Consider the following 15160-nt stretch of genomic DNA (forward strand, 5'->3'; position numbering starts at 1 on the left):
TGCTTATCCAAATAAATCACTCCAAGCACCGTCTCTTGGGGAATTAAGTAATTTGTCCCTTATTCTGTCAATAGTCTTCAGGACGGCCTTTTTCCCGCCAGCCTTGTCGGCAGCCTGAATCAAGTCGTTGACAGAGTCAAAATATGCATTCGGGTGTTTCCCATTGTGCAAAATACCCTTCACAGTGTCATCAATATTGTTTCTATTCGGCAAAAACACACCGTTAACAGCATCGTCCACATGAATCCCATGCTTTGCTAAGATGTCTCTGGCAATTTTTGCCCTTTTCGACGTATCACCAACGATATGGTGTGCAGCTGTATTGGCTGGGCGCGCTGTGCCGCTCTTGACCATATTTCTGCTGAGAGCCTGTGAGCAGAGTCCCCACGGATCAACCCACCCCAACGCATTCGGCGCGTACTGGTACAGGTTGGCTCCGCCCAGCAACCCAATCGGGTCTTGAGTAGTAAACCGCCCCACCACCGGATCGTAGTACCGAAAGGTGTTGTAATGCAGCCCCGTTTCGCGGTCGTGGTACTGACCCTGAAAGCGCAGGTTCTGTTCGATCAGGTTCGGCGACAGTGCCTCAAGACTACCCCAGGCCTTGTAGAACGCTCGCCAGACCACTTGGCCGTCGGCGTCGGTCAGCTCCTGCGGGGTGCCGATCTGGTCGGTGTGGAAGTAGTAGCGCTTGGCTGGGCGTTCGGGCAGCTCGGGATCGGTATCGATACGCGCCAGTGGGGCGTAGCTGCCGGGCTCGTAGACGTAGAGGCTGTGCAGACTCGGTGCCTGTTCCTGGAGCAGACGCAGGCCCTGCCAGAGGAAGTCGGTGCTCTGGTCCTGGCCGTTCTGGCTGACGGTCTTGCCGATACGCCGGCCTAGGCTGTCGTAGCGGTAGTGCGCCTCGCTGTGCAATTGCGTGCCGTGCCAGGTTTCGGCGCGGATCAGGCGGTTCTCGCTGTCGTAGTGGAAGCGCTGGTAGGCGCCGCTGCCGTTGCTCTTCTCGCTGAGGTTGCCCCAGGCGTCGTAGCTAAAGCGCAGGTCGCGCCAGGCCACCAGGCGGTTGCTGGGTAGCGACTCGAACTGCCAGGCACCGGTCCCGCACAGGTTGCCGGCGGCGTCGTAGCTGAAGTTTTCAGGCTGCAGCTGGGGATGGTCCGGTTCGCGGCTACGCAATTGCCCGCTGGCGTCGTAGCCGTAGTCGGTCACACCCCGGTATTTGTCCGCTACACGCTTGAGTTCACCGCCGGGACTGTACTGGTAGCGCCGGTGCAGCACGGTGGCCGGGTGTTCCGGCAGTCCGAGCAGGCGGTCGCCCTGCTCGCGAAGCTGGCTGAGTTCTTCATGTGGCAGCCGTATCGTCGATTGCCAGAACTTGCGGCCCTTGCTGTCATAGCCGAAGCGGCTGGTCAGCGCGCCCTGGGTGCGCAGGGTTTCCCGGTGCAGGGCGTCGCGCTCGAAGTCGCTGATCAGCAGGCCGTCCAGGTTGATCTGGTGCAGGTGGCCGCTGCCGTAGTGCAGATGGTTAAGTTGGCGGCCATCAGGTAGGGCCAGGCTGGTGAGACTACCCAGCGCGTCGTACTGATAGCCAAGCGTGCCTCGCGCACTGCGCTCCTCGGTCAGCCGGCCATTGGCGTCGTAGGTGAACGCCAGTTGGTCGGGCTGGATGCCCAGGGCCTTGCCGGCCTCGCTCGGCAAGCGCTCGATGGCCGTGATGCGGTCCGCGTCGTCGTAGTGGTAGTCCAGACGGGCATCCGGGGTGATGCGGCTGAGCAAGCGGCCGCCGGCATCGTGCTCGAACAGCTGCAGGCGACTTAAGGAATCCACACCTTGTTCGGCGATCTCCTCCAACTCGGCCAGGGTGCCGCTGGCACTGTAGCGGTAACGGCGACGCAGACCATCGACACGAATTTCCTCCTGCAGGCGGTCGCTCGCGTCGTAGCTGAAGCGGTAGGCGGCTTGGTTTTCGTTGACCAGTTGAGTCAGGCGCTGGGCCTCATCGTAGTGGTACTGCACCTGCTGGCCTCGGGCATCCTTGCGGCGCTTGGGCAGGCCGCGCAGGTTGCGCTCCAGGTAGGTGGTATGGCCATCGGCATTGGTGTGGCTGACTACTTGGCCCAGGGCGTTGCAGGTGTAGCGATCCTGAGTGCCGTCGGGATGATCAACCCGTAGGATTTCGCCACTGGCCCGGCGTGTCAGGCGGGTGGTCTGGCCCAGCGCATCGGTGATGCCGGTCAGGTGCAGGCGCTCGTCATACTCATAGCGGGTGCGTTGCCCCGAGCAGTCCTGATACTGCTCCAGTTGGCCGAAGGCGTTCCACTGCAGATGGGTGCTGTTGCCCAATGGATCATGGCGTGTGTAGGGCAGGCCATCGTCGGTATTCAGGTAGCGGGTCAGGTGGCCCAGCGGGTCGATGCTTTCCAGCAGGTTGCCGCTGCGGTCGTAAGTCCATTGCTCGCGGCTGCCGTCCGGGCGCTCGATGGCGCTGACCAGACTGGTATCGAGGTGGTACTCATAGCGCGTGCTGCGGCCTAGCGGATCGGTTTCCTCGATCAGGCGGGAGAAGTCGTCGTAGGCCAACGTGAGGATGCTGCCGCCTGGCAGGGTAAGGCCGGTCATGTTGCCGGCATCGTCCAGTTCGATGAGATAGTGCTCGCCACCGAAATCCTGGCTGGCGATCACGCGGTGCTGTTCGTTGTAATAAATCCTCGCGGTCCGGCCGAGGGCATCGGTAATCGTCGTCTCGCGGTGATCGAGGTCGTAGTGGAAGCGATAGCGTTCGCCGTCGCTAGTCCAGTGCTCTTCCACCCGCCGGGTCCCGTCGGAACATTTGATCCATTGGTACTGGCAGACCAGCCCGAGGGCATTTTCGTGGGCGACCATCAGGCCCTGATCGTAGACGAAGCGACGGGTGCGCTCGCCGTTGCGGTCGGTGACCTGTGCCAGTTGGCCATGGGCGTCGTACTGGTAATGCACCAGGGTTTCCACCGGGCGGTTGTCGACGACCCGCTCAACGCGCGTCAGGCGGTCGTCACCGCGCTCGTAGCACAGGTGCAAGCGCAGACCGCCGGTGGCACAGATGTCGCTGAGTCGCTGCTCGCGGTCGTAGCTGAAGTTGAGGAAATGCCCCAGCGCGTTTTCGATGCGCCGTAGTGGCGCGGGCTCGCCATTAGGCAGTGGCTCGCCGAAGTAGAAGAAGTGGTTATCGAGGGTCTGCAGCAGGTAGTGGCCGCCCTCGGTACAGACAAGGAAGAATTGCTGATCGGTCAGGTACAGGCGCTCGCCTGGGTTCAGTGTCGGCAGAGGCAGCTCTCTGCCCTGGTTGTCGCGCAGCAGCAGTTGCTCGCCATCCAGGCGCAGGCTCTGCTCCCAGGGCAGCACCCAGCCGCGGCCGAGCAGGCCTTCGTGAGTCAGGTTGCTGGCGTAGAAGCGCGACCAGACGATCGGCATCAGTCCCGGCAGGGTGAAGTCGGTTTCGTTTTCCTCCAGCAGCAGCTTGCGTCCGCTCACTGCATCGACCGGGTTGCCGAACAGGCCGCCGATAGCGCGGCCAATCGCCGGGCCGATGATGTAGCGGCCGGCGACTTCCCCCGCCGCAAAGCCGGCGGCAAACTTCAGCGCACAGGGCAGGACCGCCTTGAAGCCGACCTTGCCGGCCATCAGCGCCATCTTCGCGATGCCTGCCGCCGAGCCGGCCAGCGCCATAAGGATGTCCACCGTGGTGCGCAGCCATTCTGGCACTTCGTCCTGGATCTCCAGGTACTGCACGCTCTCGGCGCCGACGAAGGTGTTTTCCGACCCGCTGTCGATGACGCCGCCGCAGGTCAGCTTGTCGCCTTTGCGCGCGGCGGCCAGGCCGTTGTAGAAGACCTTGGCCGAGCCTTCGGCCACCAGGGGTGGCGGGTTCGGATGCTTGTCGCACAGCCCGGTACTGCCCTCGACCTGAGCCGCGTTGAGGCCGTTGATGAAGACATCCGGCGAGCCGGTCAGGATTCCGCCAGCGGGCGAACTGATCATTCGCCCTATGCCTTCGCCGAGGGAGGTCAATGCCATACCTCCGATCCCGGCCGCCAGCCCCGCCAGCAGTGCGACACCCAGGCCGCAGGTGGCCGTGGCGAAGGCCACCGCGACCACCAGCGCCAAACCCAGCGCCGCGCCCATCAGGAAGCCCGCCAAGGCGCTGGTATGGGCGAGTTCGTCGTTCAATCGCGCCGCTTCGAACATGCGAACGCCTCCCTGTGTGCCGGCCGCTCGGCGACCGGGGTGTCCTTACGGGTTGGTTACTGCCGGAGGATGCGCCTGGAAGCTGGCCAGCACATCTGCCCATAGCTGGTTGAGAACGTCGTCGAAGGGGTTCTGGCAGGTGCCGGAGAACACCAGGACCCGATCAGCCGCGATGGGAAACACGGACTGCCGTTGGTAGATGGTGCGACCGTCGCTCTGGTAGTGCGCATCGACCTGCAGGCCGGTGATCGGCGACTGCGCGCCGAGCTGGGCATCGCGCGTGCTTTGCCGCTTGTACTTGCGCAGCTTGGCGGCGATCAGCCCGACCTGGCGATCGACGTAGTCGGGCAGGGCCTCGCCCGGCAGGGTCGTGTCACGGGCGATGGTCAGGCTGAACGGTGCCGGCACGACGTTGCCGGGAATGAACATGTTGACGCTGCGGTCCTGGAAGCCGGCCGGCAATGTGAGCCGGCCCTCGTGCAGTAGGTAATCCATGGAGGGTGCGTTTCCTAGAGCGTGGATCTTCCGGTTAGGTGGCTGGCGGCGGTGGGTTGGCGAAGACGGCCTCCACGTTCGCGTCGATGGTGCCCTTGACGCCGTGCGGGCCTGGTGCGGTCGCCGCGGCGCCGCCGGGCATGTTGAGGTCGAGCTTGCCGCCGGTGTTGATCTGGCCGTCGCCTTCCACGGAGAAGTTGAACTGGGTGCCGTAGAGGTTGATCACGCCATTGGCATGCATTTCCAGCACGCTCTGGCCGCAGACCAGGCGTATCTGCTCGCCGGCCTCGACGAGGTAGACGGTGCTGATGCTGTCCTGCTTGGCGCCACCGGCCAGCAGGGTGTCGTCCACCTTCACCACGCGGATGCGGTTCTGCCCGATGATGACGGTCTCGTCCTGGCCGATATTGTGGAGTCGGTTGACCCCGACGAAATGGCTCTCGTTGTTCTCCACCACGCTGTCCTGGTCGCGTTGCGCGTGGATGAAGATCTGTTCCTGGCCGGCGCGGTCCTCGATGCGCAACTCGTTGAAGCCGCCGCCGCCGGGGCTGCTGCGGGTCTTGAAGACGGTGCGCGTCTTGTTCGCCGGCAGGTCGTAGGGCACCAGGTTCTTGGCGTGGTGCAGGCAGCCGGTGATGATCGGCTGGTCGGGATCGCCCTCGAGAAACTGGACCACGACCTCCATGCCGACGCGCGGAATGGTGACGGCCCCATAGCGTTCGCTCGCCCAGTTCGACGCCACCCGGACCCAGCAACTGCTCTGGTCGTTGTTGAGGTCCCGGCGATCCCAGAACAGCTGGATCTTCACCCGGCCGTATTCGTCGCAGTGGATTTCCTCGCCCGGCGGACCGGTTACCACGGCGGTCTGGGTCGCCAAGACCCTGGGCTTGGGGTGGCGCACGGGTGGCCGATAGGGCACGTCCCACGGCGTGGCGGTGAAGCGATTGCGATACCCCTGCTGGAAGCCATCGGCGGCCTCGGTCTGGCTGGTGATGGACTCCTCGAGCACCTGCGGCTGGCGCCCCTCGTGCTGGATACTTACCAGCAGCCAGAGGTCATTCCACTCCGCCTTGGGGTGGTCCGACAACGTCAGGAAGTGGCCGCTGCGCAGCGTGGGCTGGTCACCCTCGCCTTCGACGATGGCCTGATCGGCGCGGTCGCGCTCCAGGATGCGCTTGGACAGGTGCTTGCCGCGGCCGTTGTCGGCGAAGCGCCCGGGGTATTCGTAGCGCTCCAGTAAGGGCGAACCCTCCGTGGCGGTATTGGCGACCATCTGCACCGACGGTTTCTCGAAGTTGTAATCGCGATGGGCAGTGTGACTAATGCGGGTGGCAACGCGCTTGCCGAAGCGCTTGATGACGGGTTCGTCGGCCACCAGACCCGTGTCCTGCACATAGGCGGTGGGCTGGTCCAGCTTGGTGAACGCAGCCTGATCGTCACCGAATATCAGCACATGGCGGTCCGGCTGATGATTGAAGAAATACGAGATGCCCTCTTCCTCGCATAGCCGCTGGATGTAGTGCAGGTCGGACTCCCCGTACTGCACGCTGTACACGCGCTCCGGATAGACCGTAGGGCCGAGTTGGAAGCGATAGTCGCCGGCGAGGATGCCGTGCTCCTCCAGTATTTGGGCGACGATCTGGGGGACGGTCAGATGCTGGAAAATGCGGTGGTTGATGCGATACGCCAGGTGATGCAGCCGCGGCACCAGGGTCAGGTGATAGCGGGTCAGGCGCTTGCCGGATTCGCCCTGGGATGCTTGGTGGATGACGCCATGGACGCCTTCACCGCCGATGCCGAAACGCAAGAAGGTCGGCCGGTTCAGCAGGCTCTCCAGCTCCAGGTCGTCACGCTCGCTCACGCATTCGATGTGGAAGGCATAGGGCGTGCTGATCGCTTCTTCGCCGGAAAAGGCCAGCACCTGCAAATCATGGACGAGCCCTTCGATGGACAGGGTGAACTGGGGCATATCGGCCGGCTTGAACATCCACTGTTCCTCTTGATGAAACTGTATCGGCGGAACCTAAACCATTCCGTTTGCGCAACTATTTGCGCACCGCGCACGCAGCCCGCGCCGGAGCTGCGCACCATCAAATTGAAACAATTTGTTACTGAGAAACGCTTCACATGAAGGCATAGCGCCAGCCTTTGGTGCGGCGGTGGGGAAGCGCAAGGGAAAGGGTGGCGATCCGCGCGGAATCGAGGCATACGCTCCGGACGGTCAAGCCCATTCGAGGTTGAGCAATTCGAGCGCTGAGCGGGTCATATACGCGGCGCGATTGAAAGCGCGCACTCAGACGGCTATACCCTCCGGGCACCCCGCCAATGGAGATGGAGTTGGGCAATGAAACGAAACGGATTTCCCCTCGCACTGACCCTCGCGGTCTTGACCTCTTCCGCTCTGGCTGACGTGCCCATCGCTCAGCGCCAGATGCTCAACAGCGTGCTGTGGGTCCAGAAGGCCCTCGAGTACCGCATCGCCGCCGGCACCACCTACCAGCTGGCCACGGAGAAGTTGCCGGAGGCGGTTGCCGGCACGGAAACCGCCGCGCTGGAACAACAGGGCGCCGCGAATCGCGAACGGCTGCCGCCGGCGGTCATCCTGGATATCGACGAAACCGTTCTGGACAACTCGGCGTTCAGTGGCTGGCAGCTCGCCACGGGCTCGCCCTTTGACGAAAACGCCTGGGCCGACTGGATGGCGCATATGCAGGCCGGAGCGGTCCCCGGAGCGCTCGCATTCACCCGCGCGGCAGCGCGGCAGGGCGTCGCGATCTTCTATGTCAGCAACCGGAGCTGTGTGGCACCGGACAGTTGCCCGGCAAAGCAGCAAACCATGGCCAACATGGCGAAGCTGGGTTTCCCGGGTGCGGATAACCCGAGCGCCTTCTTGCTGAAGAACGAGCGCGCGGAATGGACGAGTGACAAGTCGAGCCGGCGCCGCTCGATTGCCCAGACGCATCGAATCGTCATGCTGCTGGGCGACGACCTGACGGACTTCCTGCCGCCGGACGTCGTGGCCGCTGAACGCAGCGGCGTGTCCGCGCCGACGTTCCAGCACTGGGCGGACCACTTCGGTACACGCTGGTTCTTGCTACCCAATCCCGTCTACGGCTCGTGGGAGCGCAGTCTTCCCGCCGCGCTGGAGGACAAGTACGCCAGCCTGGTGGTCGCTGAATTGCCGGCCGATTCCACTCGGTCGCCGGGTGCGGCGCGCCCTTCGCTGAAGCTCGCCACCTGGAATCTGGAGTGGCTCATGACGCCGGACACCTATGACGCGCTCAAGCCCGCCTGCATGCCGACACAACCCAGGAGCGACCAGCGAGCCTTCCCGTGCAGCCCAGGTCGCCTGCCTCCGCCTCGTCACGCGGATGATGATCTGGCGGCGCTCTCCCGCTACGCAACTCGACTTGATGCGGATGTCGTCGCGCTGCAGGAGGTTGACGGCCCAGAGGCAGCGGGCAGGGTGTTCGGCCCTGGCTATGTGGCCGATTGCTTCGTCAGTCGCAGGCATCCCCAGAAGACCGGATTCGCGATTCGCAAGGGCATTCCCTATCGGTGCAATCGCGAGCTATCGGCGCTGGATGTGGATGGCAGTGTTCGTGCGGGCGCCGATGTCACACTGTTTCCCGGGACCGATGAAGAGATTCAGCTGTTGTCCGTGCACTTGAAGAGCGGCTGCTTCGCGCAACGCCTGGACAACACCAACGGCGCTTGCCAGGGGCTGCGTCGGCAGGTGCCGGTGCTCGAACGCTGGGTCGACGAGCGGGTCGAGCAAGGCCAGCGTTTCGCGATCCTGGGCGACTTCAATCGCATTCTCGAAAAGGACGCCCGGCATGCCGCCGGGCCGGACGAAGCCGCGCCGCTCAACCTGGTCAATGCCCTGAGCGACAACCAGCCGACGGGTGCCGTGCTGTTCCGATCCACCGAAGGCGCCGACTACATCCCCTGCAGCAACCGGGACAAGCACGACGCCTATATCGATGCGGTGCTGCTCAGCCAGTCCCTGGCAGCCCGCTCCCAGCAGGTGGAATTCTTCCGGCAACCCTACGAGGATGGCGACGTTGCCCGGCATGTCTTGTCGGACCACTGCCCGACGGGTGTCATCCTGTCGGGAGGCGCCAATTGACGGTTGGGCGTATCGCGCCCAGCGGGTGATGGGGTGAAGCGGCTCTGACGGCCGACCGGGCGGGTGAAAGCGCCCGGTTCGTTCTGCAAACCCGGGAGCGCACCGCCTGAAGGTTGAAAAACCCTTAGCAGCGGGGGTGGCCAGGCCGGCTCCCCCGCTGCGGAGACTTACTTAAAACCAGTCCTTGCTCGCCGTCACTCCACCGTAACCGACTTGGCGAGGTTGCGCGGCTGGTCGACGTCGGTGCCCTTGAACACCGCTACATGATAGGACAGCAGCTGCAACGGCAGGGTGTAGAGGATCGGCGCCAGCAGGTCGTGGATGTGCGGCATGGCCACCACCAGGGTGCCCTCGCCGTTGCCGATGCCGGCTTCGCGGTCGGCGAAGACGATCAGCTCGCCGCCACGGGCACGCACTTCCTGCAGGTTGGATTTGAGTTTTTCCACCAGCTCGTTATTGGGCGCCACGGTCACCACCGGCATGCTCGCGTCGACCAGGGCCAGTGGGCCGTGCTTGAGTTCGCCGGCCGGGTAGGCCTCGGCGTGGATATAGGAAATTTCCTTGAGCTTGAGCGCCCCTTCCATCGCCACCGGATACTGGGCGCCGCGACCGAGGAACAGGGTGTGGTGCTTCTCGGCGAAGTGCTCGGCGACCTTCTCGATGGTGGCATCCATCGCCAGCGCCTCGCCCAGGCGGGTCGGCAGGCGGCGCAGTTCTTCCACCAGTTCCGCCTCCGTGCCCTTGCCCAAGGTGCCACGTACCTGGCCGAGGGCCAGGGTCAGCAGCAGCAGGCCGACCAGCTGGGTGGTAAAGGCCTTGGTCGAGGCCACACCGATCTCCGGGCCGGCCTGGGTCAACAGGGTGAGGTCGGACTCGCGTACCAGCGAACTGGTGCCGACGTTGCAGATCGCCAGGCTGGCCAGGTAACCCAGCGCTTTCGCATTGCGCAACGCAGCCAAGGTGTCGGCGGTTTCGCCGGACTGGGAAATGGTGACGAACAGGCTGTCCGACTGCACTACCACCTTGCGGTAGCGGAACTCGCTGGCCACCTCGACCTGGCAGGGAATGCCGGCGACTTCCTCCAGCCAGTACCGGGCGACCATGCCGGCGTGGTAGCTGGTGCCGCAGGCGACGATCTGCACGTTGCGCACCTTGGCGAACAGCTCGGCGGCCTGGGGGCCGAATGCCTGGACCAGCACATGGTCGCCGCCCAGGCGACCTTCCAGGGTGCGCTGCACGACCTTGGGTTGCTCGTGGATTTCCTTGAGCATGAAGTGGCGGTACTCGCCCTTGTCGGCCGCTTCGGCGCCCTCGTGGTACTGCACCGCTTCGCGCTGGACCTCCTCGCCCAGGACGTCCCAGATACGCACCTGGTCGCGCTGGATCTCAGCGATATCGCCCTCTTCCAGGTAGAGGAAGCGGTCGGTGACCTGGCGCAGCGCCAACTGGTCGGAGGCAAGGAAGTTCTCGCCCAGGCCCAGGCCGATCACCAGCGGGCTGCCGCTGCGAGCGGCGAGCAGGCGGTCCGGCTGACGGCTGGAGATCACCGCCAGGCCATAGGCGCCATGCAGTTCCCGAACGGCGGCCTTGAGCGCGGTGGCCAGGTCGCCGCTTTCCTTCAGCTTGTTATCGAGCAGGTGGACGATGACCTCGGTGTCGGTGTCCGACTCGAAGACATAACCCAAGCCCTTGAGCTGTTCGCGCAGCGGTTCGTGGTTCTCGATGATGCCGTTGTGCACCACCGCCAGCTCGCTGCCGGAAAAGTGCGGGTGGGCGTTGCGTTCGCAGGGGGCACCGTGGGTGGCCCAGCGGGTGTGGGCGATGCCCAGGCGTCCCGGTAGCGGCTGGTCGGCAAGGGCCTGCTCCAGCTCGGCGACCTTGCCCGAGCGACGGCAGCGTTCCAGGCGTCCATCGTCTCCCAGCAGCGCAACGCCGGCGCTGTCATAGCCGCGGTATTCCAGACGCTTGAGGCCCTCCAGCAGGATGGCGGTGATATTGCGCTCGGCGACGGCGCCAACGATGCCACACATGATTTGCTCTCCTTTAGACGTCGATGCTCGCGCAGATCAGTTTGATGCCGCGGGCGCTAAGTTGTTCGCGGGCCGCCTGGGGCAGGCGGTCGTCGGTGATCAGGGTATGCACGCTGCTCCAGGGCAGCTCCAGGTTGGGTATCTTGCGGCCCACCTTGTCGGCTTCGGCCATGACGATGACTTCGCGGGCCACCTCGGCCATGACCCTCGACAGCCCCAGCAATTCATTGAAGGTGGTGGTCCCGCGGGTCAGGTCGATGCCGTCGGCGCCGATGAAGAGCTGGTCGAAGTCGTAGGAACGCAGCACCTGCTCGGCCACCTGGCCCTGGAAGGACTCCGAATGGGGGTCCCAGGTACCGCCGGTCATCAGCAGCACCGGCTCATGCTCGATATCGCGCAGGGCATTGGCAACGTTCAGCGAGTTGGTCATCACCACCAGGCCAGGCTTGTGGCCGAGTTCGGGGATCATCGCCGCGGTGGTGCTGCCGCTGTCGATGATGATGCGCGCATGCTCGCGGATCAGCGCCACGGCGGCTCGGGCGATGGCCTGCTTGTAGGGGGACACCGGTTGCGCGCTCTCGCCGATCAGCTCCTGCGGCACTGGTACTGCGCCGCCATAGCGGCGCAGCAGCAGGCCATTCTTTTCCAGCGCGGCGAGGTCCTTGCGCACCGTGACTTCCGACGTAGCGAACCGCCTGGCCAGCTCGTCGACACTCACCTCGCCCTGCTCGGCGAGCAGGGCGAGAACGGCGTGGCGACGTTGCGGGGTATTGCGTTTCGACATTTATAAGTTTCGATTCGAAAGATAATGGCGCGAATCAAAACCTAACGATGCTTTTTCGTCAAGCGGGAAGTGCTTGGGCGGTCATAGGCTGGGTTGCTGGGTGAAGCCCAACGAGCATTTCGGCTTTCGTCGCTGCACGCAGATCGCCTTCACTTGGGCTGTTTGACCGGCCGCTTCCAGCCCTCGATATTGCGCTGCTTGGCTCGTCCGACCGCCAGGGCCCGGGCCGGCACGTCAGCAGTGATGGTGGAGCCGGCGCCGGTGGTGGCGCCATCGCCGAGGGTCACCGGCGCCACCAACGCACTGTTGGAACCGATGAACACATCCTCGCCCATCACCGTGCGGTGCTTGTTGGCGCCATCGTAATTGCAGGTGATGGTGCCGGCACCGATGTTGGTCCGCGCACCGATCTCGGCGTCGCCCAGATAGCTCAGGTGCCCCGCCTTGGCGCCTTCGCCCAGCACCGCGTTCTTAAGTTCGACGAAGTTGCCGACATGAGCCTTGGCGCCGAGCACGCTGCCGGGGCGCAGGCGGGCGAACGGGCCGCAGTCGCTGCCCTCGCCCATCTCGGCACCTTCCAGATGGCTGTTGGCTTTGACGATTGCGCCCTTGCGCAGGGTGCTGTTCCTGATCACGCAGTTCGGGCCGATCTCGACGCCATCCTCGATGACGACCTGGCCTTCGAGGATCACATTGACGTCGATCAGCACATCGCGGCCGACGGTGACCTCGCCACGCAGGTCGAAGCGAGCCGGGTCGAGCAGGGTCACGCCCTGGGCCATCAGGCGGCGCGCTGCGCGCAACTGGTAATAGCGCTCCAGCTGCGCCAGCTGGATGCGGTCGTTGGCGCCCAGCACTTCCATCTCGTCCTGGGCGGTTTCGGTGGCCACCACCAGGCCGTCGGCCACCGCCATGGCGATCACATCGGTGAGGTAGTACTCGCCCTGGGCATTGCTGTTGGACAGGCGACCGAGCCAGTCGCCAAGGCGCTTGCCCGGCACAGCGAGGATGCCGGTGTTGCCTTCACGGATGGCACGCTGGGTTTCGTTGGCGTCCTTGTGCTCGACGATGGCCTGCACCACGCCAGCAGGGTCGCGAATGATGCGACCGTAGCCGGTAGGGTCGGCGAGGTTGACCGTCAGCAGGCCGAGCTGAGCGTCGCTGGCCTGAGCCAGCAGGCCCTGTAGGGTCTCGACCCGGGTCAGCGGCACGTCGCCATAGAGGACCAGCACCTTGTCCGCCTCGATATGCGGCAATGCTTGGGCCACGGCATGGCCGGTACCCAGCTGCTCGGCCTGCAGCACGAAGTCGACGTCATCCGCCGCCAGGCGCTCACGCACTAGTTCCGCGCCATGGCCAATCACCACATGAATTTTGCGCGGCGAAAGCTGGCGGGCCGTGTCGATGACATGAGCGAGCATGGGCTTGCCCGCGACCGGGTGCAGCACTTTGGGCAGGGCCGAGCGCATGCGGGTGCCCTGGCCGGCGGCGAGGATGACGATATCGAGGGACATGCTGAAGATCCTGAGCAAGCACAGGCGTATGCGCGCCTGTGGATAAAAACGGCAGAAAAGAAAAAGGGTAGCCAAGGCTACCCTTTTACTCGCATGCGAAGAAGCCGGTGCCGTTAGCCGCCGAACTTCTTGCGCAGCTGCTGGACGGTGCGCAGCTGGGCTGCGACCTCGGCCAGGTGAGCGGCGGCGGAACCGTAGTCGAACTCCGCGCCATGCTCGTGCAGGGCTTTCTCGGCGGCCTTGAGGGCCTCCTGAGCGGCCGCTTCGTCGATATCTGCAGCGCGCTGCACGGTATCGGCGAGCACCTTCACCATGCTCGGCTGTACTTCGAGGAAGCCACCGGAGATGTAAAACACCTCGGCTTCGCCGCCTTGCTTGATCAGACGGATCGGGCCCGGCTTCAGATCGGTGATCAACGGCGCGTGACCCGGGGCGATACCAAGATCACCCAGGTTGCCGTGCGCGACCACCATCTCGACCAGACCGGAGAAGATTTCTCCTTCCGCGCTGACGATATCGCAATGGACTGTCATAGCCATATCTAACCTCACGTGAGCGCCCGTTGCCGGGCGCACCGATTACAGCTTCTTGGCTTTCTCGATGGCTTCTTCGATGCCGCCGACCATGTAGAACGCCTGCTCCGGCAGGTGATCATAGTCGCCGTTGAGGATGCCCTTGAAGCCCGCGATGGTGTCCTTCAGGGAGACGTACTTGCCCGGCGAACCGGTGAAGACCTCGGCCACGAAGAACGGCTGCGACAGGAAGCGCTGGATCTTACGAGCACGGGATACCAGCTGCTTGTCGGCTTCGGACAGTTCGTCCATGCCGAGGATCGCGATGATGTCCTTCAACTCCTTGTAGCGCTGCAGCACGTACTGCACGCCGCGAGCGGTCTCGTAGTGCTCCTGGCCGATCACGTTCGGGTCCAGCTGGCGCGAGGTGGAGTCGAGCGGATCGACCGCCGGGTAGATACCCAGGGAAGCGATGTCGCGGGACAGAACCACGGTGGCGTCCAGGTGGGCGAAGGTGGTCGCCGGGCTCGGGTCGGTCAAGTCATCCGCCGGCACGTATACGGCCTGGATGGAGGTGATCGAACCGGTCTTGGTGGAGGTGATGCGCTCCTGCAGAACGCCCATTTCCTCGGCCAGGGTCGGCTGGTAACCCACAGCGGACGGCATACGACCCAGCAGCGCGGACACTTCGGTACCGGCGAGGGTATAGCGGTAGATGTTGTCGACGAACAGCAGAACGTCGCGGCCTTCGTCACGGAACTTCTCGGCCATGGTCAGGCCGGTCAGCGCCACGCGCAGACGGTTGCCCGGCGGCTCGTTCATCTGGCCGTAGACCAGGGCCACTTTGTCGAGAACGTTGGAGTCCTTCATCTCGTGGTAGAAGTCGTTGCCCTCACGGGTACGCTCACCCACACCGGCGAACACGGAATAACCGCTGTGCTCGATGGCGATGTTACGGATCAGCTCCATCATGTTCACGGTCTTGCCGACGCCGGCGCCGCCGAACAGGCCGACCTTGCCGCCCTTGGCGAACGGGCACACCAGGTCGATTACCTTGATGCCGGTTTCCAGCAGCTCGTTGCCGCCAGCCTGGTCCGCGTAGGAAGGCGCCGGGCGGTGGATGCCCCAGCGCTCTTCTTCACCGATGGGACCGGCTTCGTCGATCGGGTTGCCCAGCACGTCCATGATCCGGCCGAGGGTCGCTTTGCCGACCGGCACGGAAATGGCGGCGCCGGTGTTGTCGACGTTCAGACCACGCTTGAGGCCCTCGGTCGAACCCATGGCGATGGAACGGACGATGCCGTCGCCCAGCTGCTGCTGGACTTCCAGGGTGGTTTCCGCGCCGACGACTTTCAGCGCGTCATAGACGTTCGGCACCTGATCGCGCGGAAATTCCACGTCGATAACGGCGCCGATGATTTGAACGATACGTCCGCTACTCATGTTTGGTTCCTCTGAATATTTGAACCGTT

9 protein-coding genes are annotated in these 15160 nt (G+C 64.1%); 1 reads left to right on the plus strand and 8 read right to left on the minus strand.

Annotated elements, in window-relative coordinates:
• Positions 1-3 precede the first annotated feature (3 nt).
• Genes ACWKV7_RS07535 through ACWKV7_RS07545 form a run of 3 tightly spaced genes read right to left on the minus strand, consistent with a single transcriptional unit; the run spans position 4 to position 6706 of the window.
• Positions 4-4224: an RHS repeat-associated core domain-containing protein gene (locus tag ACWKV7_RS07535; protein ID WP_483857044.1), complete on the minus strand. Its 4221-nt coding sequence runs from the start codon at positions 4222-4224 to the stop codon at positions 4-6.
• Between the two features lie 45 nt (positions 4225-4269).
• The gene (locus ACWKV7_RS07540) at positions 4270-4719 is read right to left on the minus strand and encodes a DcrB-related protein (protein ID WP_483857045.1); all 450 of its coding nucleotides are present in this window, start codon (positions 4717-4719) and stop codon (positions 4270-4272) included.
• Positions 4720-4753: 34 nt separating this feature from the next.
• Positions 4754-6706, minus strand: coding sequence for a type VI secretion system Vgr family protein (locus ACWKV7_RS07545; RefSeq protein WP_483857046.1), 1953 nt, complete (start codon positions 6704-6706; stop codon positions 4754-4756).
• A gap of 357 nt (positions 6707-7063) precedes the next feature.
• Between ACWKV7_RS07545 and ACWKV7_RS07550 the strand changes: the two genes are divergently transcribed.
• The gene (locus tag ACWKV7_RS07550; protein WP_483857047.1) at positions 7064-8848 is read left to right on the plus strand and encodes an HAD family acid phosphatase; all 1785 of its coding nucleotides are present in this window, start codon (positions 7064-7066) and stop codon (positions 8846-8848) included.
• 194 nt (positions 8849-9042) lie between these two features.
• Here ACWKV7_RS07550 and glmS read toward each other — a convergent pair whose 3' ends face one another.
• The 5 genes from glmS to atpD form a co-directional block, all read right to left on the minus strand.
• Positions 9043-10878, minus strand: coding sequence for a glutamine--fructose-6-phosphate transaminase (isomerizing) (gene glmS, locus ACWKV7_RS07555; RefSeq protein ID WP_483857048.1), 1836 nt, complete (start codon positions 10876-10878; stop codon positions 9043-9045).
• 13 nt (positions 10879-10891) lie between these two features.
• Complete coding sequence (locus ACWKV7_RS07560; protein WP_483857049.1) at positions 10892-11662, minus strand: DeoR/GlpR family DNA-binding transcription regulator; 771 nt, start codon at positions 11660-11662, stop codon at positions 10892-10894.
• 149 nt (positions 11663-11811) lie between these two features.
• A complete protein-coding gene (glmU, locus tag ACWKV7_RS07565) occupies positions 11812-13176 on the minus strand; it encodes a bifunctional UDP-N-acetylglucosamine diphosphorylase/glucosamine-1-phosphate N-acetyltransferase GlmU (RefSeq protein ID WP_483857050.1) in 1365 nt (454 codons plus the stop codon).
• A gap of 113 nt (positions 13177-13289) precedes the next feature.
• Positions 13290-13715, minus strand: a complete 426-nt coding sequence (locus tag ACWKV7_RS07570) for a F0F1 ATP synthase subunit epsilon (protein WP_483857051.1) — start codon at positions 13713-13715, stop codon at positions 13290-13292.
• Positions 13716-13754: 39 nt separating this feature from the next.
• A complete protein-coding gene (atpD, locus tag ACWKV7_RS07575) occupies positions 13755-15131 on the minus strand; it encodes a F0F1 ATP synthase subunit beta (protein WP_483857052.1) in 1377 nt (458 codons plus the stop codon).
• Positions 15132-15160: the final 29 nt, after the last annotated feature.

This window comes from Zestomonas ipomoeae (genome assembly GCF_057128665.1).

Excerpts from the sequence above, each read along its gene's own strand:
- ACWKV7_RS07535 (WP_483857044.1), bottom strand. The coding sequence starts at position 4,224 with ATGTTCGAAGCGGCGCGATTGAACGACGAACTCGCCCATACCAGCGCC.
- ACWKV7_RS07540 (WP_483857045.1), bottom strand. The coding sequence starts at position 4,719 with ATGGATTACCTACTGCACGAGGGCCGGCTCACATTGCCGGCCGGCTTC.
- ACWKV7_RS07545 (WP_483857046.1), bottom strand. The coding sequence starts at position 6,706 with ATGTTCAAGCCGGCCGATATGCCCCAGTTCACCCTGTCCATCGAAGGG.
- ACWKV7_RS07550 (WP_483857047.1), top strand. The coding sequence starts at position 7,064 with ATGAAACGAAACGGATTTCCCCTCGCACTGACCCTCGCGGTCTTGACC.
- glmS (WP_483857048.1), bottom strand. The coding sequence starts at position 10,878 with ATGTGTGGCATCGTTGGCGCCGTCGCCGAGCGCAATATCACCGCCATC.
- ACWKV7_RS07560 (WP_483857049.1), bottom strand. The coding sequence starts at position 11,662 with ATGTCGAAACGCAATACCCCGCAACGTCGCCACGCCGTTCTCGCCCTG.
- glmU (WP_483857050.1), bottom strand. The coding sequence starts at position 13,176 with ATGTCCCTCGATATCGTCATCCTCGCCGCCGGCCAGGGCACCCGCATG.
- ACWKV7_RS07570 (WP_483857051.1), bottom strand. The coding sequence starts at position 13,715 with ATGGCTATGACAGTCCATTGCGATATCGTCAGCGCGGAAGGAGAAATC.
- atpD (WP_483857052.1), bottom strand. The coding sequence starts at position 15,131 with ATGAGTAGCGGACGTATCGTTCAAATCATCGGCGCCGTTATCGACGTG.